The sequence below is a fragment of the Paenibacillus sp. KN14-4R genome (genome assembly GCF_052180255.1).
Classification (GTDB): Bacteria; Bacillota; Bacilli; order Paenibacillales; family NBRC-103111; genus Paenibacillus_AM.
Window position 1 is genome coordinate 1336830 of sequence record NZ_CP197466.1, and the last position, 24227, is coordinate 1361056.

A 24227-nucleotide genomic window follows, 5' to 3' on the forward strand; every position below is an offset into this window, starting at 1 on the left:
ACTAAAATAAAGATGATATAATTTCTTTATTATTGTGATAATTTATTTTTTTCTCATAGAAATAGGAGTATGATTAGAGAGTAAACATGTGTTAGATATTAATCATTATTCATGTACACGGAGGTCTTTGTAATGACGAAAGAAGCGGTTCGGATCGAGAAAGATTTTTTAGGATCAAAGGAAGTACCGATTGATGCATATTATGGGGTTCAAACTCTGAGAGCGATCGAGAACTTCCCAATGACTGGATATCGAATTCATGAAGAACTTATAAAAGCGATGGCTATGGTGAAGAAATCTGCAGCTTTGGCAAACATGGAAATTAAGCGTTTACAACCGCAAATCGGAGAAGCGATTGTCCAAGCAGCCGATGAGATGATTGCTGGACAGTGGCATGATCACTTCATAGTTGATCCGATCCAAGGTGGAGCAGGAACTTCGATTAACATGAATACGAATGAGATCATTGCGAATCGCGCAATTGAATTAATGGGTGGAACCAAGGGAGATTATTTCTCCGTTAGCCCAAACACGCATGTGAACATGGCACAATCGACGAATGACACGTTCCCAACAGCGATTCATCTTTCGACTTTGTCCTTAATTGATAAGCTGCTCGTTACCATGCAAGAGCTGGCCGAAGCATTTTTCAAAAAGGCAAAAGAATTTGACGGTATCATTAAAATGGGTCGTACTCATTTACAAGATGCGGTACCGATTCGTCTTGGTCAAGAGTTCGCAGCATATGGCCGTGTATTAGAGCGTGATATTAAGCGTGTGAGACAAACGCGTGATCACTTATATGAAGTAAATATGGGTGCGACAGCAGTCGGAACAGGACTAAACGCAGACCCTCGATATATTAAACGTGTTGTTGAAATTTTGGCTGAAGTAAGTGGCTTACCAGTTGTAGGTGCAGAAGATCTTGTAGATGCTACGCAGAACACAGATGCCTATACAGAGGTTTCCGCATCCCTTAAAGTATGTATGATGAACATGTCCAAGGTTGCCAATGACTTGCGCTTGATGGCATCCGGTCCACGTAGTGGTTTTGCAGAAATTAAATTGCCAGATCGCCAGCCAGGATCATCCATCATGCCAGGTAAAGTAAACCCTGTTATGTGTGAAGTGCTTAACCAAGTGGCATTCCAAGTTATCGGTAACGACCACACGATTTGTCTTGCTTCTGAAGCAGGTCAATTGGAATTGAACGTTATGGAACCTGTGCTCGTGTTTAACCTACTTCAATCTCTAAGCCTTATGAATCAAGTGTTTACAGTGTTCAGAACACATTGTATTGAAGGCATTGAAGCGAATGTTGAGCAATGCAAAGAGTATGTGGAGAAAAGTATCGGTATTATTACTGCGCTTAACCCGCACCTTGGCTACGAAGCAGCTGCTCGAATTGCACGTATCGCATCCCAAACAGGTCAGTCCGTGCGTGAACTGATTTTGCTTCATAACTTGCTTACAGAAGAAGAGTTGGACAAAATTCTAGATCCTTATGAAATGACACACCCAGGTATTGCGGGTGAAGAATTATTGCTCAACCAAGATTAATGGTTCATCTACGTAGATAAGAATCCCCTTTTAAGTAGAACCTATTACGAAAGAACGCTTTTCGTTGTAAACTACTTAAGAGGGTTTTTTATTTTGTACAATTCTTGTTATTAGGTAGGTGTTGGTTTGTGAAAAAAATTACGGTTAAAGATTTGGTCGATAGATTCAAGCTAGAAGTATTGGCAGGAGATCAACAAATGGATCGTGTGATTGTACAGAAAAGTGTACATCGTCCGGGACTTGAATTTGTTGGATATTTTGACTTTTTTCCTCAAGAACATGTTCAAGTTATAGGTGAGAAAGAAGTCGCATATTTACATACGCTCAGCAAAGAGGAGCGGGATAGTCGCATTAAGAACGTCGTTCAGTACCACCCACCATGCTTTGTGGTGACATGGAATCAAGAGGGATTGGATTATTTAATTGAACATTGTACCCGTGAAAATATTCCGCTTTTACGCACGCCGCAACCGACGACGAAATTTATTGAGCTTGTTGATAATTTCTTGGCTAAAGCGCTGGCTGAAGAAATTCAAGTGCACGGTGTATGCGTAAATGTAGCAGGTATCGGGATCTTATTACGCGGTAAATCTGGGATAGGTAAAAGCGAAACAGCGCTTACCCTGATCCGTCGTGGACACCGTCTGGTTGCCGATGATGCAGTTGTACTGAAAAAAATTAATCCAGAGAACATCATTGGAACACATACTGGGGCAACCAGAGAGCTGCTTGCATTACGCAGTGTCGGTCTCATTAACGTTGCACGTATTTATGGACGAGGTGCTTTTCAGGATGAATCACGCATTGTGCTTGATATTGAATTGGTGAAATGGAATGAGAATGAACTATATAATGACTTGGAAGTCGAGTCAAAGTATACGAACTATATGGATGTTAACATCCCACACATTCAAATTCCGCTTCAGCCGGGTAGAGATGTCGCAGGACTTGTAGAGGCAGCGGCGCATAATTGGTACTTGCAGTTGCAGGGATATAGTGCGGCGGAGGAGTTCATGCAGAGGCTAAATTAAGGTTTGAAATATGAGGGCATAGTTCGTTCTAAAAAAAATTGTGGGTGACGGCGAGTGATCAAAGTCCTTTCATCGCTGTTGAAATTGTGTTTCCTGATTAGATGAGGTGGTTGAAACACAATTTCAAAGGCGACCGCTTCGCTTTGCAGGACTTCGTTCACTCTCTGTCTCAGGCAGGATGTTTATTGTTTTAAAAGAGGACGATGTCCTCTTTTTTTGTTGGAAAGAAAGGCACTTACTACTTGGTAAGACAGAGAGTTGTCTAAGTCATGGAGAGCGGAGCGGCCGCTTTTTGAAGAAGTGTCCTAACTTACTAATCTAATCAGAGGACACGGATTCAACTGCGGCGTAAAGACTTAGACAACTCGCCGTCCCTAACCTTAGAATTTTTATACCAATCTCCGAGGACGCTGGTCCTCTTTTTTTTTGTATAAATATCCACTAATTTAATTGATTATTAAGATAATTTTAAGTATTCCTTCAGGTTCGCCTAGTACTTTGAAGCTAGTACAGCGTTTACAAGGCTTTCATGTACAGAAAAAGGGGGACTAGTTAAGCATATGGGGAATGAAGGTCGTAGTAAGAAGAAAAAATGGTTATTCATCTCACTGAGTATTGTGGTGTTAGCTGGATCTGGGGGTTGGTATTATTTTTATGGCAAAACGAATCCGATCAAGCCCATGGTCATGAATACAGCCCAGGTGAAGCAAGGTTCGATCAAAGTAAGCGTTGCAGGTTCGGGTGTCATTGCAGCAGCGGAGCGTCAGACCATTAAAGGTGGAGAAGGCGGTAAAATTAAGAGTCTCGCTGTCAAGCAAGGCGATAAAGTGAAGAAGGGACAAGAACTCATTACTTTTGAAAGTAAAGATGTGAAGGATCAAATCAATCAAGAAGAATTGTCCCTGCAAAAGAAACAGATGGATCTAGACACCGCACAGCAGGCGCTGAAGGATAACACGGACGAGTCCAAGATCAATGATATGAAAATTAATATTAAAAAGCAGATGCTCGATATGGATCTGTCCAAGAGTAAAATTCAAACGCTGCTTAATGATCAAAAACCACCTACCCCTATCACAGCCCAAATAGATGGTGAGTTAATTACACTCAATAATGCAGTTGGCGATCAAATAAATGGCAATACGACGATTGGCGAAATTGTCAATTACGGTAATTTAAAATTAGATATTGAAGTCGACGAAATGGATGTTTTGAAAATAAAAGAAGGCTTACCTGCGGATATAACAGTTGATGCTTCACCAGGTAATAAATTTAGCGGCGTTGTTACGAAAGTAGCTGCAGAAGGTGTTGCAAAAAACGGAGTCTCCGTGTTCACGATTACCCTCAGCGTAACGGGTGGTAAAGATACGACGATCAAAGCAGGCATGTCTGCGCGTGCAGATATTAAAATTGAAGAGAAACAAGACATTCTTGTCGTTCCAATTGAAGCTGTTCAGCAAAGACAAGGTAAAAGCTTCGTCATGGTAGAGGAACAAGCGGAAACTGCTGGAGAGCAGGAGAAGCAAGCTGCGTCGACACCTGCATCTGCGCCTACATCCCAACCTGATGCATCTGCTCAGCCAAGAGGGGCAAACGGAGAGAATCGTTCGGGGCAATCTTCACAGTTCAGGCAGCGAGCGCAGTCAGGACAACAGCCAGGACAATCTTCACAAGCAAGTTCGGGTTCATCACAATCTAATCCTTCTCAAACGAATCAAGCTCAAACTTCGCAATCCATGCCTTCACGATCAGCGGGAACTGCGAATGGTGCAGCAGGGAAAATGAGAGAAGTGCAAGTTGGTATACACAATGAGAGTCTCATTGAAATTATAAGTGGACTAAAACCTGGTGAAAAAGTCATTCTCCCGACCATCGTTTCAAATTCAAGTACTCAGGTTAAACAACAATCATTCATGATGGATGGAGCTCGAATGCCAGTTGGTGGTGGAGGCGGAGGCGGTGGAGGTCAAAACTTTACTCGTTCAAGCGGCGGTGGAAATGGAAGATAAGGAGATTAGTGGCATGGTGGATAAACCGCTCATTGAAATTAATCAATTGGTCAAAACATATGTCATGGCAGGTGAGACCGTTCCGATCCTGAAAGAAATTTCTTTTTCAATCGAGCAAGGGGAGTTTGTTGCGATTGTTGGACCGTCAGGGTCAGGTAAATCTACGCTAATGAATATGATTGGGTGCTTGGACATCCCAAGTTCGGGAAGTTATTTATTGGATGGTCAAGAAGTGAGTCAGATGTCTGAAAATCGGCAAGCACAGGTTCGCAATGAAAAGATCGGTTTTATTTTCCAAAGTTTTAATTTACTTCCTAAATTATCTGCAATGGAAAATGTGGAATTACCGCTCATTTACCGAGGGATTCCGCTAAAAGATAGGCAGACCATGGCGAAGCAAGCACTTGCTAACGTTGGTTTGGGAGATCGAATCGATCACAAGCCGATGCAGCTCTCAGGGGGGCAGCAGCAGCGTGTGGCCATTGCTCGTGCGCTTGCAGGCGATCCGCCAATCTTGCTGGCCGATGAACCTACAGGTGCTCTAGATACGAAAACAGGCAAAGAAATTATGCAGATGCTTCATGATCTGAATGCTAAAGGACATACCATTATCGTAATTACACACGATCCTGCGATTGCCCAGCAAGCGAATCGAACAATACGTATCCAAGATGGTCAGATCACAGAGGATCGAGGTGCTGCATCATGATCCTCAACCAAGCACTCAAGATGGCCTGGAAAAGCATGATCGGCAGTAAATTACGCTCTTTCTTGACCATTCTCGGTATGATTATCGGAGTATTCTCTGTTATTGCACTCGTATCCTTAGGACAAGGACTTGGGAGCAACATCAAGAGTGAGCTAAATAAACTGGGCACTTATACACTTTCTGTTAGCATTACAGGTAGGGGAACGAAAGCATCTCTTAGCTTAGAGGACACGATGGAATTTGCAAATAAACCGAATGTAGTTGCAGTTTCTCCAACGATCAGAGGCAGCGTGAAAGCGAAGAACGGTGGCAAGAATAAAGACGTTTCACTAGAAGGTGTTGTGCCAGATTATGAAACTGTCCAAAATTTTCACGTGCAAAGTGGTCGCTTCATCGTTCAAGCAGATATTGATCATAGACAGAAAGTTGCATTGATCGGAACGACAACAGCAACGAATTTATTCGGCTTACTCGATCCTGTCGGTCAAGATGTCATCATTAATGGGATACCGTTCCGAGTGGTCGGGCTTCTTGAATCGAAGGGAAGCAGCTTCGCCGGTTCGAATGACGACAAACTTATTATTCCGCTCACTACGGCGGAGCGAGTCCTTGCCAATCCAGGGATTAAAAGCTTTATCGTACAGGTCGATAGCGCAGAGCATGTAGATGGGGTTATGGATAGTTTGAAAATCGATTTATTAAAAAGATTCAAAACAGCAAATAGTGACGGTTTCACTATTTTTAACCAACAAGATATTCTCAATTCCAGTGCTTCCATTATGTCAACCATCTCCGCAGTCCTTGGCGGTATTGCAGGTATTTCCTTACTTGTCGGTGGTATCGGGATCATGAATATTATGCTCGTGTCAGTTAGTGAGCGGACGAGGGAGATTGGCATTCGTAAAGCAGTAGGAGCGAAGAAACGGGACATTTTGCTGCAATTTTTAATTGAATCCGTGCTATTAGGGGCAACTGGCGGGTTTATTGGTGTCATTGTTGGAATTGGTCTAGCAATTGGTCTTGCAAAGGTGTTCTCGCTTGGTGTTGTTATCTCTTGGCAAGTTATTATTATTGCTTTTTCATTCTCATTATTAATCGGTGTTATCTTCGGCCTGTTTCCAGCGAATAAAGCAGCCAAATTACGCCCGATTGATGCACTGCGGGTGGACTAACGAGAGGAAGATCACGAACTATAGGAGGCTTGTATGAAGAATCTTTTTTCTATCAAAATAATGAGCGCTGCTCTTGGCGTTACCATTAGTTTAAGTGGGGTTGTGCCATATGCGAATGCTGCAGATGCACTTGATTCAACAGCAACAACACCGGTCGTTAACCTTTTGCAAGTATCGAAGGATGTTACTTTTGAAGTAAAGCAAGTACAAAGCCTAGTTGAGCAAGGTAACAGCATCTTGTCATTTGTTGTGTCCGTGATAAATGGCAGTGACAAAGTGGTCGATTGGTCGGACTACCGGATTCGTTCCACAACAAGCTCAGGACATACCTACACGGCGCAGCAAAATGTTATCAACAAAGATAAAAATAAAATAGCCCCCAGCACATCCCGAGACATTAGCTATTCTGTCAAAATAAACGAACTTGTTAAGCCACAAGATGTGACGCTAGAGTTCGTAAAATGGGATTTTAGCAAACCTAGCTTTGAAAGTTCACTAGGGAAATTAGCCATAGACGATACTATGATTACGAAGATAGCATCGGGGACATCCGGTCCGATTCAAAACAACGATCTGGGACTCATTGCGGCTGTTACGAAATTCAATCGTACTGCAAATGAGAAATATTACAGCCCTTTAGTTACAGTTGAAATGAAAAATCTAGGCTCTGAGAGTGTTGATATTCCCGATTATAAGATCAGTATTCGAACAGCAGACGGCATTATGTATCCACTTGACCGGAAGGAAGAGAAGGCAGCACCTCTGCGGGCGAAAGACAGTAAAAGCATTCAATTAACAGGGCAAATTCCAGTTTCGAACAATCCGGATCATTGGGAGCTTGTCATGACGCAAAATGTGACGGAACTGAAGCGCAATATTCCTGTACTGACTTTTAATCTGCCTGAAATAGCGCAAATTGTGACACAACCAATGAAAACGAAGGTTGAGTTAAATAGTGAGAAAGGCCATTATCAAGCTCAATTGAATGAGGTGTATCGTTTACCTTGGGAAGGTGATGATATTGTGACGGCTGAAGTGATCATCTCGAATGAAGATGTGAAGTCACTGCCAATTCCAAGCCTTTCGGGATACTTGATGCTGGACGATTCATTCCAAATCAAAGCGAATGTCATTAACACTTCCAAGGCAATTGGACTTGCGCCACATGAAATGGTGAAATTGCAAGTAACAGGTAAAATTCCTTATACAATAGACTATAAGTCCCTAAAACTCGTTCTTCAGGAAAAAGGGGACAACGACGTTGTGAACGATCTTGTCGATTTCGTTGTTACGAATACAACGCAATCCTATCCCATTTACCGGGCGGGCGATCAGTATGCCAATACAGAACCTGGACATAAATCCAAATATCAATTGCTTGAAACGAAGATGTATCAAGGCTTGACACGTAATGTACTGATGACCCGTTTTGAAGTGGAAAATCAGGAAAAACGGCAAGTCAACGTATCGAATTTGATAGGTAATTTCATGACAACCGATGGTGGATTGTATCCAGCACAAGCAGCGCAAATATCCAATAAACTCAGTCCGAATAATAAAGCAGTTATTGAGTTTTGGAGCTACGTTCCGACAACGTTTAATCCTTCTTCAGCATATTTATTAATCGGCGATGCTGTAACAGGTGGGAAATTGGCGGAGGCAAAGGATGTACCCGATGGCTTTATTAATCCTGTTGCATTCTGGTTGCCAGACGAGTCGACCAAAAAGCCAAGTACGATTAGTAAAGTCGTTGTGAATCCATACACACTCACTTTTAACAACGTAACGACGACAGTATCCAAGTCCGATAGTGTCCAATTGAAAATTAACTATGATCTTACTAAAAATATGCAGGCAGAAACCAATTCAGAGGGGCATAAGCTGATCCTAGAATTCAGGCTGCCGGAAGGTAACATGTCATTTGAGAAATCATTTGCAATGAAAGATTTTGATGCAAGTGATGCAGACCCAAGCAAATTAAAGGTCGGCAAAAGTCAGCAATTCCAGACGTCCGTTAATTTATCTGGTGTTTCATCAAGTGTAACGAATACGTTCATTCTGAATCTGTATGATGAGTTCCAGGGTCAACGGAAGCTTATTGCAACGCAAGCAGGATTTTGGGATGAAGAAGTTGTAAAAAAATAATAAATAAAGAAGATGAGCCAACGAATGCAGATCCATAGCGGGATTGCATATGTTGGCTCTATTTTTATTTAAGAAAAATAAATGAAATGTGTTGACATTTGAAAGCGCATACAATAGACTTAGTAATCAGAATACTTTGTTAGTTAATTTAACTAACTTAAGGGTGGTGAGCAGTTTCGAATGCGTGCTCGTGGGCAGACAGGGAATACAAAATATGTGAAACAGATGAACCGAGAGGGAATTCTTTTTCAATTAAAACAGAAGCAAATGTCCAGAGCAGATCTGGCAAAAGAAACTGAACTTAGCAGACCCTGTGTCTCTGCGTTAGTTGAGGAGATGATTAACGAAGGATTAGTCCATGAAGTAGGGATTGGTGAGTCCAAGGGTGGACGCAAACCGATGCTCCTTGAGTACAATACCCAGGCTTTTGCAGTTGTAGGTGCAGTCTTTGAAGGCAGCACGATTCGCATGGCACTTGCTGATTTAAAAGGCGAGCTTCTCGCACAGTATGAAGCAACTCTACCGCAACCTACAAGTGGAGAGATGGCGATTAAGGGTCTTGAGATTGGTTTGAAAGATTTATTGGCAATGACGCATTTTGACAAAAGTAGGCTTCTCGGCATGGGTGTCGGTTTACCCGGAATCACGCAGAAACGTAACGGTACAATTAGTTATGCGCCTAGTACAGGGTGGATGGGACTACCTGTACAACAGGAGATCGAAGCCAGACTTGGCTTACCTGTAACGATTGACAACGATGTAAACATGATGACTTTGGGTGAATATTACCAAGGTGCTGGCAAGGAAATGTCTACCTTAGTGAACATGTACGTGGGCACAGGAATTGGTGCAGGTATTATGATTAATGGTCAATTTTACAGAGGTTCTCATGAAGCATCAGGCGAAATCGGCTATATGATGATAGGTCCTTCGGATAATCCAAGACATGGCGATTATGGGGTTTTTGAGAGCAATTATGCAGTACCAGCCATTTATGCGAAGGCAAGTACGCTGCTTCCTTTTATCCAAGAAGGAGTGAGCATTGTAGAACAATTAGTTGCTCATGCGGAGCAGGGAACAGTTGGTGTACAAGAACTGCTGGATGAGTTATATCGCAAATGGGCGTATGGGATCGCAAATATTGTAAGTGTGCTTGATCCGGAGCTCTTAATTCTAAGCGGTGAGATGCTCTACATCAAAGAACAAGGGGTTCAAACGATTCGTGAATGGCTGTCTAATTGGGTTCCTGTTGTACCAGCAATAAAGCTGGCCACATTAGGGAATCAAGCCGGGATCGCAGGTGCAGTGCACAGCGTTCTAGAGTCGTTTCCAAATAAAAGTGCAACCATTTAAAAGTTACTTAAGGGGGATTTAGAATGAAACTTGCATTAAGTAAGATGAAGGTATTGCTGAACACAGCTGTTGTAGGTTCTATGGTACTTGCATTAACAGCATGTGGCGGAGGGAATGCAGCAGATAAACCGGCAGATAAATCAACGTCACAGCCAGCTGCAACAAAATCGGCAGAAGGTCAAAAGCTTGTTATCTATACAGGTAGAGACAAGAATGTCGTGGATGTCATTATCCCTAAATTCAAGGAGAAAAATCCAGGTATTGAGGTTGAAGTTCTAACCATGGGCGCGCAGCAAATCTTAGAGCGTGTACGTGGTGAAAAAGCAAATCCGCAGGGTGACTTTTGGTGGGGAGGCACACAATCAGCTTTAATGACGGCAGCAGATGAAGATTTGCTCAAGAGTTTTAAGCCGAGCTTTGCTGATAGTGTTAATGCAAGCTATAAGGATGCAAAAGATCGTTGGTATGGGGAAATGCTACTTCCTGAAGTTATTATGTATAACCCAACTGCGATTAAGAAGGAAGACGCACCGAAAGATTGGGACGATTTGCTTGATCCCAAGTATAAAGACAAAATCATTATCCGTGGTGTATTAGCATCCGGTACGATGAGAACGATTTACTCCGCAATGATTCACCGTCAAGGTGCAGCAGATCCTACAAAAGGATATGAATGGTTGAAAAAACTTGATGCGAACACGAAAGAGTACGCACAAGATCCAACGAATTTATATCTGAAATTAGCTCGTCAAGAAGGTTCCTTATCCTTATGGAATTTACAAGATATCATGCTGCAAAAAGAAACAAAAAACCAACCGTTTGACTTTATCTATCCAACAAGTGGCGCACCTATCCTCGTAGATGGCGTTGGGATGATTAAAGGTGGTAAAAATGAAGAAGCAGCTAAGAAATTCTATGAGTTCTTATTTGAACCAACGCTTCGCGCAGAACTTGCTGAAAAGCTGTACCAAATTCCAACACGCAGTGACATTAAGAAAGAAACATTACCTGCTTGGTTAAAAGGACTTGAACTTAAGCAGCTTCCGCTTGATTGGTCTGTTATGGCATCCAAAGAGAAAGAATGGATGGACTATTGGGATCAAAGTATCAAGGGTAAAGGTGCAAAAAAATAATAATTGGAGCTGGGCGGAGTGCGAACTCCGCCTCATCCTTACAACAAGGGGGATACCATCTTGATCAGTGTCACTTTGGATCATGTAGGCAAGAAATTTGGGAGTGCAAAAGGTGTTGAAGATGTCCATATTGAGGTCAAACCTGGTGAATTTTTCACCTTCCTTGGGCCAAGTGGTTGTGGGAAAACGACCACACTGCGGATGATTGCTGGATTTTATTATCCAAGTTCTGGACGCATTTTGTTTGGTGATCAGAATGTAACCAATCTTCCGCCAAATAAACGTAATACAGGTATGGTATTTCAGAACTATGCTTTATTTCCACACATGACTGTAAATGAGAACGTAGCTTTCGGGTTGCAAGTGAGAAAGCAATCGAAGTCCGAAATCGCTCAAAAAGTAGAACGCGCACTGAAACAAGTGCATTTAGATGGTTATGGAACAAGAAGAATTGATCAATTATCGGGTGGACAGCAGCAGCGCGTAGCTTTGGCGAGAGCGCTTGTGATCGAACCGCAGATTTTACTATTAGATGAGCCGTTATCCAATTTGGACGCCAAATTAAGAGAAGAAACAAGGTTGGAAATAAAGAGACTTCAGATGGAGCTAGGAATAACGACGATTTATGTCACGCACGATCAGGCTGAGGCGATGTCGATGTCCGATCGCATTATGGTGATGCAAGGCGGCGTTGTTCAGCAAATTGGAAGTCCTCAAGACATATATAATCGTCCAGTGAATCGCTTTGTCGCTTCGTTTATTGGAGAGACAAATCTATGGGAAGGTACCGTGGAGCGGATTGAGGGAAATGATGTATTCGTGAGAATCTCGCCTGATCTCGTACTTTGCGGGCTTGCGAATCAAGCTTCTCATGATCAAGTTGTAAAGGTGGGAGCTTCGGTCACTTTATCGATTCGCCCAGAGTCAGTGACAGAGATAAGAGCAGAAGAAGCTGCTCAAGGTAATATCGTTACAGGTAAGGTAGTCATTTCCGAATTTACTGGGGTTAGCGTTAATTATATCACCCAAGTTGGGGATGTTTCTTTAAAAGCGATGTTCGTCAATCAGGGCCACACATTAAGAGAACGCGGTGATCAAATCGCCTTTCATATTCCAAAAGAAAGTATCTTCTTTGTAGGATAATGGGGGATCAAGTATGAAGCCACAACTACAAACAACGAATCCACAAGTGAAAACTTGGCAATCCATTACATCATCTCGTTATTTTGTTTACGTTCTCGTTGCTCCCTTATTTTTAGTCTTGCTTGCTTATGTCGTGTATCCGTTTTATCAGACGTTTATGGATGGTGTTCTCATCAAGGGTGAGTATTCATTCAAGAATTATGCCAAGTTCTTTTCTTTGGAGCATACAGCCAATTTAGAAGCGCTATGGAACAGTATTTACATATCGGTACTAAGTGTAATTTCATGCGGCATTGTCGGAGTGGCGATGGCATTTTTGCTAGAACGCTATGAGTTTCCTGGTCGCAAAATATTAATGGTACTTGCGCTTGTACCCATGGCCTTACCTCCACTTATTGGGGTATTATCCTTTACCTTTTTATACGGAGAGAGCGGTATTATTCCAAGGGCGTTGAAATTACTCTTTCACTTAGATAAAGTGCCCTTTTCTTTAAAAGGAATTTGGGGCGTCATCATGGTTCATACGTTTACGATGTACACCTACTTTTACATGACGGCTTCAGCCGCCATTAAAGGGCTTGACCCTTCACTAGAAGAGGCAGCAGCAAGTTTAGGTGCTGGAAGGCTATATGTATGGCGCAGAGTCATTTTGCCGATGCTTACACCGGCATTAATTGCATCGTCGCTGCTTGTGTTTATGATCTCTATGGCATCCTATACAGCTCCATTAATTTTTGGAATTGAACGTACGATGACGATGCAAATTTACTTGTCACGTACGAACGGAAGTCTGGATATGGCATCTACTCAATCGACAATTTTATCTGTCGTATCGATCCTATTCTTGCTCCTCATGCGCTGGTATCAAGGTAGACGGAACTATCAGAACATGAGTAAGGGCATTAGTGTACATCGTACGGAAGTTAAAAGTGCATTCGGTAAATATGTCGCAATTACACTTTCTGTTATTGGTGTAATTATCCTTTTGCTACCAATCTTTGTACTAATACTTATTTCATTCTCTGTAGATGGTACATGGACCGTGCAAATTCTTCCACCTCAATATACGATGAGTCATTATTTAGACTTGTTTACAGATAGTAAGACATGGAAGCCGATTCTTAACAGCTTTAAGATGAGTGCGATTTCAGTTGTTGGTATCGTGATCTTCGGTGTTGCTGCTGCTTACGCGATGGTTCGCATGAAGTTTAAAGGAAAGTTCTTACTTGAACTACTGATCATGCTGCCTTGGGCACTTCCAGGAACCGTAGTCGCTGTTAACTTAATCTCTGCTTTCAGCGAGCGCTCTGTGTTTAGTTTTAATCAAGTGCTAATTGGAACGTTTTGGATACTACCACTCGCCTATTTCGTTCGTCACTTGCCGCTTGTATATCGTTCGACATCAGCTACGCTTATTCAGATGGACGCATCAGTTGAGGAAGCAGCACGAAATCTAGGAGCTTCTTGGTGGTACAGCTTCCGTCGTGTAGTATTCCCAATGGCACTTAGTGGCATTTTGGCTGGAACATTGCTTGCCTTTGTGCAAGGGATTGGTGAATTCGTGTCATCCATTCTTCTTTTTACAACAAAGACAGTTCCAATTTCCGTAGAGATTTTCCAACGTATGTATGCTTTTGATTTTGGTACAGCTTGCGCATACGGGGTCCTACAAATTGTACTTATCATTATTGTGTTGTTTGTATCTCGTAAAATTACAGGAGATAACGCAGGCTCCGCCATTTAACAGCTGGATCATTATGTGGGGATTACCTAGGAATCTGAACCACGTTGTGATAGATGAATGGATTAAGGGAGGAAAACTATGAGTCAAGCCAAAAGATTCACGAAATTATTGTCCATTGTTACATGTGTAACATTGGCGGGCAGCGTGTTGTTAACAGTGACAGCGAAACCCGCACTTGCAGATCGTGGAGTTGTTGATCTGTGGAAGTCCATTAAGCCGCTTACTACGATTGCAAGTGCGATGAATACGGGCGCTCATCCAGATGACGAACACAGTGCGACCCTGGCTTATCTTTCACTTGGAAAAGGCATTAATACGTCAAGTGTTATTGCGAACCGTGGTGAAGGTGGACAGAATGAAATTGGTAGCGAACTTGGAAATGCACTTGGCATTATTCGAACTCGCGAATTGCAGGAAGCTTCCAAAATTACAAACATCACACTCGCGAATTTAAGTGAACAATTGAATGATCCGATCTTTGATTTTGGATTTTCCAAGAGCCCTGATGAAACATTGCAAAAATGGGGAGATTCCATCGCATATGAACGCTTGATTCGCAAAATTCGTGAATTGCGTCCAGATGTCGTCATTCCCGCTTTCTTAAATGAGGATTCAACTCATGGACATCATCGTGCGATTAACGTCATTACGGTTCGTGCTTATAAAGATGCAGCTGATCCGAATATTTTCCCTGAACATTTGAAAAAAGGCTTGCAGCCTTGGCAGATCAAGAAATTGTACCTGCCTGCTGATAAAAAGGCATTCAATGTTTCCGTACCTGTTGGTGACTACGACCAAATTTATGGCGCATCCTATGAGCAGCTTGGTGAAGAGTCTCGCTTCATGCATAAGAGCCAAGGAATGGGACGCAATGTAAATGAAGGGCCTAATTTTACTTATTACAAACTAGAATCCTCCATTGTCAAAGGGAAGGATAAAGAAAAAGATTTATTTGAAGGCATTGCTTTCACATTTGAAGATTTGGCAAAAGAAGTAGAAGCGAAATCCAAAGATACGAAAGTTGCCCAAGGGTTGCGTGAACTTCAAAAGGACGCAAACAACATCATCGCATCCTATCCGAAATTTGCAGATGTTGCACATGACGTGCAAGAAATGAAACTTGATGTGGCTAGCACATTGGCAGATATTCAGAAATCCAGCTTAGATGAAGCAACCAAAACAGATCTTACTTATCGTCTTCATGTGAAGGAAGATCAATTAAACAAGGCAAGTATGGAAGCTGCTTCATTCGTAGCCAAAGTAAAACCAGAGACAGGTGAATTGGTGCCTGGCCAGACAACCAAGATGACGATGACTGCTTATAACGGTGGGGATGTCGACATCAAGAACGTTAACTTAAAGCTCAATGTACCTGAGGGCTGGACAGCGAAAGCAACGGGTGCGACAACATTTAAGAAACTGGGTAACAATGAGACAGTATCAGCTGTGTTTGAAGTGAGTGTACCAGCGAATGCTGCTGGATTTAAACCCTATGACAAACCGATTATTACAGGTGATGTATCCTATGAGAGCTATACAGTTACGACTAATCTTCATGTGACACCAGACATAGCTGTAGCTGTTTTGCCTCCGTTCTCGATGTCATTAAATCCAAGTGCAACCGTGCTTAATACGTTGAAGCCTGGTGATCCAATTCCGGTTAAAGTAACGGTTCGTAACTACAATCCTGGTGCTGCAAAAGCGACTTTATCGTTGCAATTACCTGATGGTTGGAAAGCAGTGCCTGCTGCTGAGAACTTAAGTTTTGCGGCAAAAGGAGAAACGAAATCCGTCGCATTTACAGTAACTCCTTCATCTGATGTGAAAAATGGCAGTTATTCGATCAAAGCTGTTGCTCAAAGCGGTGATGTAAAAAGTACAGAAGGCGCGCAAGTCATTTCGTACCCTCACATCGGTAAAACGTACTTTGTTCAACCAGCGGAATTAAAAATCGAAGCCTTTGATCTTGCTGTACCTGACAAAATTAAAGTGGGCTATGTATCAAGTGGATTTGATAACATCGATCAATACTTGCGCCAAGTTGGGGTAAATGTTGTGAAGTTGGAAGAGAAAGATATTCAGTTTGGCGATCTCTCTTCGTATGATTCCATTGTGCTCGGCATCCGTGCATATGCGTTCCGTCCTGAATTGATCCCAAGCAATCAACGCTTACTTGATTACGTGAAGAATGGCGGTAATCTGGTTGTACAATATCACAAACCGGAAGACAAATGGACACCAGATTTAGCTCCTTATCCAATCACCATTGGTTCACCGCTTATCAAATGGCGTGTGACAGATGAAACATCCAAAGTAACGATGCTTGCGCCAGATCATAAAATCTTCAACTATCCGAACAAAATTACGGATAAAGATTGGGACAACTGGATTCAAGACCGTTCTGCTTACAATCCTTCCGAATGGGGTAAGGAATATACACAGCTGATCTCCAATGGTGATCCGGGTGAGGCAGAATTTACAGGAACTTATCTGACTGCACCATATGGAAAAGGTACTTATTCTTATAGTTCCATCGTATGGTACCGTGAAATTCCGAATCTGGTTCCAGGTTCGATTCGTATGTTCGTCAATATGATCAGTCAAAAGCAATAATACAAATAGAGGTGAAGAGAGGGCCTTGAATCGAGGTCCTCTCCCAAATAAATCGTATACGTGAGATGGAGGATGAGTACATCATGGGATATCGTGAACAAATTATTGCAGAGGAAGGCAGTAGCTTTCCAGGAAAGACCTATACGGAGGTTGTGCTGGAACCTGCATTTAATGAAGCGAAGCAGCAATTACTAGGGCCAATGATGGCCATTAATAAAGCTCATTTGATTATGCTCTTACAGCAAAATTTGATTACGACAGAGGATGCTCACGCAATTGCGAATGCAATTCAGGAGTTGGATCTAGACGGACTTCGTAAGAGTCCATATACAGGTGAATTTGAAGATTTATTTTTTCAAGTAGAGAAACAATTGTTAGATAAAGCGGGGGATATTGCTGGGAATTTGCATTTAGGACGAAGCCGTAATGATATGGGGATTGCGATCTATCGCATGACTTTGCGCGAGAAGATGCTCACTACACTTGGCTCAGCCTTGCATTTAAAGGAGCATTTACTTGCATTTGCTGAAGAACATGTGGATACCCTGATGATCGGTTATACCCATACCCAGCAGGCACAACCGACGACCATGGCCCATTATATAACGGCGGTCGTTGATTCATTAAGTCGTGATATTCGTCGTTTAATCGCAGCGTATATGAACTGTAATCGCAGCAGCATGGGGGCAGCAGCACTCACTACATCAGGATTTGATATTAGTCGAGAGAAAATGATGGATTTACTCGCTTTTGAAGGACTTGTCGAGAACTCTTATGATGCCATTGGCGGAGCTGATTATGTAGGGGAAATCGCCAGTTGCGTGCAGTTAGCAGCAACGAATTTAGGACGGGTTGTACAAGATTTACTGTTGTGGAGTACACAAGAATTCGGTGTGCTGAAAGTATCGGCTCCTTATGTTCAGATTAGTTCCATCATGCCGCAAAAAAGGAACCCGGTATCACTGGAGCATATGCGCTCCTTGTTATCCAGTTGTGTAGGTAATGCAAGTACTGTTCTGACAATGATACATAATACACCGTTCGGAGATATCGTAGATACAGAAGATGACATGCAACCTTATGCATGGAAAGCGCTCGAAATATTGGAGAAAATGTACCGGTTGCTTGCAGCCGTTATGGGTACAATGGAAGTAAATAAAGAAGTGCTGCGCAAACGCACGGAGGGCAGCTTTGCTACTGTAACAGAGCTTGCGGATACATTAGTTCGCACGGACGCACTTTCTTTCCGTAAATCGCATCACATTGTAAGTGGAGTCGTCAAGCGAGCTTTAGAGCAAGGACTTGCGGCGAATGAGATTACATTAAATTTAGTCAATGAAGTTGCGATGGATGTGATTGGTCGCGAGCTTTCTATAGATGAAGTAATTTTACAGCAATCGCTCGACCCTGCTCATTTCGTCCACATCAGATCACTACCCGGTGGTCCAAGTCCCAAAGAAATGGAGCGCATGATTGCTGAGCGTAAAGTACGACTTCAAGCACATCGTCAGTGGCTTCATGAATCCAAAGAGAAGTGCCAAGCTGCCCTGCAACATCTTGATGAAGTGATCACAGATTGGAGCAAGTAGGAATGCCTGTTCAGATACCTCTATTAGCCGTAGATGGTGGGGGGACAAAATGTCTTGCTATGGTTGTGGATGAGAAGGGGAACATCTTAGGAACGGGTAGATCAGGCTCTTGTAATTATCAAGGTGTTGGCCGGGCAGCGGTCAAGCAAGAGCTGATCCTTGCGATTCGTGAGGCATTAAATGGATTTGAAGTCATACAGGATAGCCTTGATCAATCCATTGAGGTAGAATGCGCTGTGTTTGCACTCGCAGGACTAGATACCAACTATGATCGAGAGATCATTTACTCCCTTGTTGATGAAGCACTCGATGAGTTGAATATGAAAGTAGACAATCTAATCATTGAAAACGATGGATTTGCTGCACTCATTGGGGCGACAGGTGGAAAAGCGGGGGTTCTTGTTATTGCGGGTACAGGATCCATCGTCTTCGGGATAAATGAACAAGGTGAGAGTGCCCGAGCCGGAGGCTGGGGACATGTCGTTGGAGATGAAGGAAGCGGGTATTGGATTGGTAAGCGAGCCATTACAGCAATCTTGTGTGCTGAAGATGGTAGAGGGAAGCCGACGAGACTTGGCGAGTGGATACTTCCTCATTTAGGTGTAAAGGACTCAGAGGACTTATACAATTGGACGTATAGTGATGAAGCTACTATTGAGAAAATTGCTGGGTTGCAAGCCATGGTACGAACGGCTTACATTGCAGGTGATGAAGTTAGTAAGGAATTGCTGGAAGCTGCTGTTCATGAATTATTCTCAGGTGTAAGGATCGTTATTGAAAAGCTAGGACTTATTCAAACGCCGATCACGATTATTTTACAAGGAGGCGTACTTGAGAATGGGGATTTCATGCGGCAGCTATTGATGGAGAAACTACAAAAGCTTGCGCCTCTCTCCAAGCTTTACACAGTTAGCAATGAACCAATTGAAGGTATTATTGCAATGGGGTTGTCCAAACTTAAAGGATAATAGCATTCAGAAGATCTGCTTTATTGAAGCAGGTCTTCTTTTTTATGTGTGGCTTGGATTTCCAGAGTTGTAAATATCGATAGTAATATAGACAGAATCGGTGTATGATTATGTATAAAACTGTTAATTTGTGTTAGGAGACGTGCCTCATGCTTATGAATGGAACGGTCAAAATAATGGTCGTGGATGACACAGCATTTATGCGAATTATGCTCAAAAATTTCTTGACGGAAAGTGGGTTCGAATTTATTACAGAAGCAAGTAATGGCGTAGAAGCCATTCGTTTGTTTAAGCAATACAGACCTGACATTGTTATTATGGATATTACGATGCCGGATATGAATGGGATTGACGCTCTCAAAGAAATAAAAATCATGGACCCTCAGGCAAAAGTTATTATGTGCTCCGCAATGGGCCAACAAGAACTGATTGTTGAGTCAATCATGGCAGGAGCTAGTGATTTTATCGTTAAACCTTTTCAAAAAGAACGTATAGTGGAAGCTGTTCTTAAAGTGGCGCAATAACATCTAGAGAGAGACTTCATTGGAGTCTCTTTTTTGATACCATCGCATAAAAATGAAGGATAGGATTCACTACAAATGAGGAGGGAATACAATGGATGATCAATTGTTTCGAAAGGCAATGGGTAAATTTGCAACAGGTGTAACGGTAGTGACAACAGAGTGTGAAGGTACGGCTTACGGGATGACAGCGAATGCGTTTATGTCTGTCTCACTGCATCCGAAGCTTGTCGTTGTTTCCGTTGCTGAAAAAGCACAAATGTTTCAGCGTATTCATCAGAGCAAGCAATATGCCGTAAACATATTATCCAGTGATCAACAAGAGTACTCCATGATTTTCGCGAATCAGATTAAGAAGGATGTTGAGTTTCAATATTTAGATGGCTTTCCTGTGCTTCATGGTGCTTTGGCAATTATTAAGTGCGATCTTGTTGCTGCACACGAAGCCGGTGATCATACACTTTTTATTGGTCAGGTTACGGACATTAAACTTAATGAGGGCGAACCCTTACTCTATGCAAGTGGGAAATATCGGACATTAAATATGCATTCGGAGAGTATAGATTAATCCCAATGCGTATATTTTGAATAGGACAATCATCTTCGGCAGGGTTTCGGAGAGATTGTCTTTTTTGAATTAGGTCATCAAATCCACGTAAGATCATGTGGTATAATCATCTAAAAATGTTCGTGAAAAAAGGGGAGTTCTTATGCAAGTTTCTGAGCTGCAGCAAATAATCAAGCAAAGTCGTAATATTGTCTTCTTCGGAGGAGCGGGAACTTCTACAGAGAGTGGAATCCCAGATTTTCGTTCAGCCGATGGTTTGTACAATACGAATACAGGTCACAATTACGCACCTGAGGAAATCTTAAGTCATGATTTTTTCGTATCCCAGACCGAACAGTTCTATGAATTTTATAAAGGGAAAATGCTGCATCCAGCCGCACAGCCGAATCCAGCACATCAAGCGTTATTCGAACTAGAAAAGCGAGGGCAATTGAAGGCGATCATCACGCAAAATATTGACGGGTTGCATCAATTAGCGGGAAGCACGAATGTGTTGGAGCTGCATGGAACGGTCCACCAAAATTATTGTATGGACTGTCGTGCTTTTTACCCACTAGCTTATGTTGCCAACTCATCCCAGTCAGTTCCGACATGTACGCAATGTGGTGGAATTGTTAAGCCTGATGTGGTGCTGTATCAAGAAAGCTTGGACATGGAATTGTTGCAAAATGCAGCTTCCTATATTCAGCAGGCTGATGTGTTGATCGTAGCTGGAACATCGCTCACTGTACAGCCAGCGGCTGGTTTAGTGCGGTATTACAACGGGGATAAGTTTATCTTGATTAATAAAAGTTCGACACCGATGGATCGATTGGCGAACTATGTGGTACCTGATCGTATTGCTAAAGTGCTTCAGCAGATAACGGTTGACGAATAAAATGGAGTGAATCTATTAAGTTGCCATCGTCTACATAAGCCTGTAAAATATTTAGTAAACAATTCGAACACATCGATGTGGAAAGCGTGTGAAGGCATGGTAACGATAAAAGATATAGCGAGTAAAGCGAAAGTCTCAAGCGCGACAGTATCACGTGTCTTGAATAATGATATGACTTTGCAAGTCGCGGAAGAAATGAGGAGTCGGGTCTTTGAGATCGCCAAGCAGTTGGGCTATAAAAAGGCGAAGACGCGGGTAAGCAAACCGGTTACGCAAGAAGGAGAAGATAAACAAAGAATAGGTCTGGTCATCTGGGGATCGGAGCAGTTGGAGGCATCGGATCCTTATTTTATGTTTATCCGCCAAGGTATTGGTAAAGAGTGCGCGAAACAAGGGCTAGTTGTCAGCAAGGTGATATTTATGGACGACTTGGAGATGAATATAACCGACCAAGAGCTAGATGGTTTGATCGTCATCGGCAAAGTGCATATTGACCTGTTGAGAAAATCAACCGGCATACAACATATTGTATCGATTGATTATGTGATGGATGACGAGCACGACTCTGTGATGTTCGATTTAAAAAAAGCAACTAGACAAGCCATGGATTACTTATTTCAACTTGGTCACCAAAAGATCGGTTACATTGGCGGAATCAGTTATATTCGAACGCCATCGGGAAAGGTGCACAACCAAGATGTGCGTCAAGAAGAGTATGAGATGATCATGAGGGAAAAAGGATGGTTTGATCCCTCCCATCTGTTCGTGGATGAATGGCGAACGGAGCAGGGTTACCGATTGATGAAGTTGGCACTGGAAATGGACAATTCACCAACTGCATTTTTGATTGGGAGCGATCCGATGGCCATTGCTGCGCTCAAAGCATTGCATGAAGCGGATATTAAAGTTCCCGAAGAGGTGGCTATTGTAAGCTTCGATGATATCCCACTGGCTTCATTCGCCACTCCTCCTCTTACAACGATCAAAGTTCTAACGGAAGATATGGGGGTAACGGCTGTAAAGCTGTTGGTTGACCGTTTTAACGGCCGTGATTTCCCATTGCACGTCACCATTCCGACTAAACTTATAATACGTGAAAGCTGCGGAAGCAAGAACATATAGTGTAACGTTATGGAAGCTATCCATTCCTATCTGAAAAAGATGTGAATGGATAGCTTTTTTCATTCATTTATCTTTACTAAAAAATAGAACAAATCATTGAAAAAACAGGTGCTCAATGCTAGAATTAAGTAAATTTTAGTAAAACAATATCATTGTTTTATATGGAGGAGACAGTAATGAAGACAGGGGAATTATTCGATTCGACGTTACAGTCAGGACCTTACATTTTTAGCTTAACAGGCTGCTCGGAACAATTTCGCGGCACTTTGTCATCGTCTTTCGAGGCCAAAGGCGTTCAATTGATTCATATCAAGCTGACAAGCGACACGATGCAGCAGCCACCTACAATCGAATTAACATGGCACCATACAGGAATCGATATCCAAGGTACTTGGCACCCAAATGCATATCGATCTAGAAGACTTCACGTAGATTGGGAGAAAGGGTTCGTATCGAAAGCAGCATTTTCGGCTCCCGTCATTAGTTTATTTAATGTGCAGGGCAGCAACAGACTCACATTTGCCTTTTCTGATGCACTTAACTCGGTATCGTTGTCTGCGGGGGTCAATGAAGAGACGGCCACTTTTCGCTGCGGCGTGAAGTTGTTTTTTGAACCAAGCGCGGCCATGCACACTTACGAAGCAACGCTGCGTCTGGATACGCGAGAAGTGCCCTATTATGAATGCTTGGATGATGTCCAAAAGTGGTGGGCGGAATTGCCTGGCTATACACCTGCATTTGTACCAGAAGCTGCCAAGCTGCCGATGTATTCGACTTGGTACAGTTTTCATCAGCAGCTTTCTCCCGAGGCCGTGGAACAACAGTGTATACTTGCCAAAGCGCTTGGCTGCGAAGCAGTGATCGTCGACGATGGCTGGCAGACGTCCGATCATATGCGTGGTTACGCCTATTGCGGGGATTGGGAAGTATGCGAAGACAAATTCCCCGACATGAAGGTTCATGTTGAACGCGTCCATCAGATGGGGATGAAATACTTACTATGGTACTCTGTGCCCTTTGTAGGCTACAAGAGTAAAAACTGGGAACGATTCAAAAATAAGCTGCTCAAAACCATCGATTCTTTGCAAACAGGCGTTGTAGACCCACGCTATCCCGAAGTCAGGGAATTCATAATTGAAATGTATGAAAAAGCGCTTGTTCAATGGGACCTAGACGGTTTCAAGCTTGATTTCGTGGACACCTTCAGCGCAGCGGAAGAGACCGTAAATAAAGAAGACAGCGCAATGGACTATACTTCAATTCCAGAGGCTGTAGACCGATTAATGAGTGACATCATTACCAGATTGCGTGCCATTAAGCCTGACGTCATGATCGAGTTCCGTCAAAATTACATCGGTCCGTTAATGCGCAAATACGGGAACATGTTCAGGGCTACGGATTGCCCGAATGACGCGATCGAGAATCGAGTCCGGACGATTGATGTGCGGTTGATCGGAGGAGATACAGCCGTTCACTCGGACATGATGATGTGGCATCCGAATGAGCCTGTTGAAAGCGCCGCCTTACAAATCGTAAATGCACTCTTCTCCGTTCCTCAAATATCCGTTTTATTGGATCGTCTTCCGGAATCGCATCATCAAATGCTGCGCTTTTGGCTTGCTTTTTGGCGTGAGCATCGCGATGTGTTGCTGGAAGGTACGATAAAACCTGCTCATCCCGACTTTTTATATCCGCAGGTTGCTGCTGATAACGTGAACAAAAGGGTTATTTGCGTGTATGGCGATGTTATCGTTAATCCGGGTGTAGATATTCCAAAGCAAATATGGATTGTTAATGGGACGTTGAATTCGAGGATCTATATGGAAATCAATGAGACTTGGGGAGAGAAAAGGGTGGGAATTCGTGATTGTCAGGGCCATCTGGTGGAGCAAATGATGGTTGACTTTAAGGTGGGTGTCCATCGACTAAATATCCCGCCATGCGGTGTTGCTGCGCTGATAGATTAGATC

The 24227-nt window shown here is 42.8% G+C and carries 18 protein-coding genes; all 18 read left to right on the forward strand.

Going from position 1 to position 24227, the window contains the following annotated elements; all coding sequences use genetic code 11:
- Positions 1-132 precede the first annotated feature (132 nt).
- The 18 genes from aspA to ACSBOP_RS06395 all read left to right on the forward strand — a co-directional run bounded on the left by aspA (position 133) and on the right by ACSBOP_RS06395 (position 24224).
- Positions 133-1560, forward strand: a complete 1428-nt coding sequence (aspA, locus tag ACSBOP_RS06310) for an aspartate ammonia-lyase (RefSeq protein WP_442603587.1) — start codon at positions 133-135, stop codon at positions 1558-1560.
- Positions 1561-1688: 128 nt separating this feature from the next.
- Complete coding sequence (gene hprK, locus ACSBOP_RS06315; RefSeq protein ID WP_442603588.1) at positions 1689-2591, forward strand: HPr(Ser) kinase/phosphatase; 903 nt, start codon at positions 1689-1691, stop codon at positions 2589-2591.
- 560 nt (positions 2592-3151) lie between these two features.
- Complete coding sequence (locus ACSBOP_RS06320; protein WP_442603589.1) at positions 3152-4600, forward strand: efflux RND transporter periplasmic adaptor subunit; 1449 nt, start codon at positions 3152-3154, stop codon at positions 4598-4600.
- Positions 4601-4613: 13 nt separating this feature from the next.
- A complete protein-coding gene (locus ACSBOP_RS06325; protein WP_442604396.1) occupies positions 4614-5309 on the forward strand; it encodes an ABC transporter ATP-binding protein in 696 nt (231 codons plus the stop codon).
- Positions 5306-6481, forward strand: coding sequence for an ABC transporter permease (locus ACSBOP_RS06330; RefSeq protein WP_442603590.1), 1176 nt, complete (start codon positions 5306-5308; stop codon positions 6479-6481). Before ACSBOP_RS06325 ends, ACSBOP_RS06330 begins: the two co-directional genes overlap by 4 nt.
- A gap of 33 nt (positions 6482-6514) precedes the next feature.
- The gene (locus ACSBOP_RS06335; RefSeq protein WP_442603591.1) at positions 6515-8626 is read left to right on the forward strand and encodes a hypothetical protein; all 2112 of its coding nucleotides are present in this window, start codon (positions 6515-6517) and stop codon (positions 8624-8626) included.
- 180 nt (positions 8627-8806) lie between these two features.
- Complete coding sequence (locus ACSBOP_RS06340) at positions 8807-9979, forward strand: ROK family transcriptional regulator (RefSeq protein ID WP_442603592.1); 1173 nt, start codon at positions 8807-8809, stop codon at positions 9977-9979.
- 23 nt (positions 9980-10002) lie between these two features.
- Positions 10003-11112 (forward strand): extracellular solute-binding protein, encoded by a 1110-nt coding sequence (locus ACSBOP_RS06345; RefSeq protein WP_442603593.1) that lies wholly within the window; start codon positions 10003-10005, stop codon positions 11110-11112.
- A 60-nt stretch (positions 11113-11172) separates the two neighbouring features.
- Positions 11173-12255, forward strand: coding sequence for an ABC transporter ATP-binding protein (locus tag ACSBOP_RS06350; RefSeq protein WP_442603594.1), 1083 nt, complete (start codon positions 11173-11175; stop codon positions 12253-12255).
- Positions 12256-12268: 13 nt separating this feature from the next.
- A complete protein-coding gene (locus tag ACSBOP_RS06355; protein WP_442603595.1) occupies positions 12269-13999 on the forward strand; it encodes an ABC transporter permease in 1731 nt (576 codons plus the stop codon).
- Between the two features lie 78 nt (positions 14000-14077).
- Positions 14078-16612, forward strand: coding sequence for an NEW3 domain-containing protein (locus tag ACSBOP_RS06360; protein WP_442603596.1), 2535 nt, complete (start codon positions 14078-14080; stop codon positions 16610-16612).
- A gap of 83 nt (positions 16613-16695) precedes the next feature.
- Positions 16696-18201, forward strand: coding sequence for an argininosuccinate lyase (gene argH, locus ACSBOP_RS06365; protein ID WP_442603597.1), 1506 nt, complete (start codon positions 16696-16698; stop codon positions 18199-18201).
- Positions 18202-18203: 2 nt separating this feature from the next.
- Positions 18204-19169: an N-acetylglucosamine kinase gene (locus ACSBOP_RS06370; protein ID WP_442603598.1), complete on the forward strand. Its 966-nt coding sequence runs from the start codon at positions 18204-18206 to the stop codon at positions 19167-19169.
- Positions 19170-19318: 149 nt separating this feature from the next.
- A complete protein-coding gene (locus ACSBOP_RS06375) occupies positions 19319-19693 on the forward strand; it encodes a response regulator (RefSeq protein WP_442603599.1) in 375 nt (124 codons plus the stop codon).
- A gap of 91 nt (positions 19694-19784) precedes the next feature.
- Complete coding sequence (locus ACSBOP_RS06380; protein ID WP_442603600.1) at positions 19785-20258, forward strand: flavin reductase family protein; 474 nt, start codon at positions 19785-19787, stop codon at positions 20256-20258.
- 142 nt (positions 20259-20400) lie between these two features.
- On the forward strand, positions 20401-21135 hold the full coding sequence (locus ACSBOP_RS06385) for an NAD-dependent protein deacylase (RefSeq protein ID WP_442603601.1): 735 nt from the start codon (positions 20401-20403) through the stop codon (positions 21133-21135).
- A gap of 6 nt (positions 21136-21141) precedes the next feature.
- Positions 21142-22257, forward strand: a complete 1116-nt coding sequence (locus ACSBOP_RS06390) for a LacI family DNA-binding transcriptional regulator (RefSeq protein WP_442603602.1) — start codon at positions 21142-21144, stop codon at positions 22255-22257.
- A 176-nt stretch (positions 22258-22433) separates the two neighbouring features.
- The gene (locus ACSBOP_RS06395; protein WP_442603603.1) at positions 22434-24224 is read left to right on the forward strand and encodes a glycoside hydrolase family 36 protein; all 1791 of its coding nucleotides are present in this window, start codon (positions 22434-22436) and stop codon (positions 24222-24224) included.
- The last annotated feature ends 3 nt before the right edge of the window (positions 24225-24227 follow it).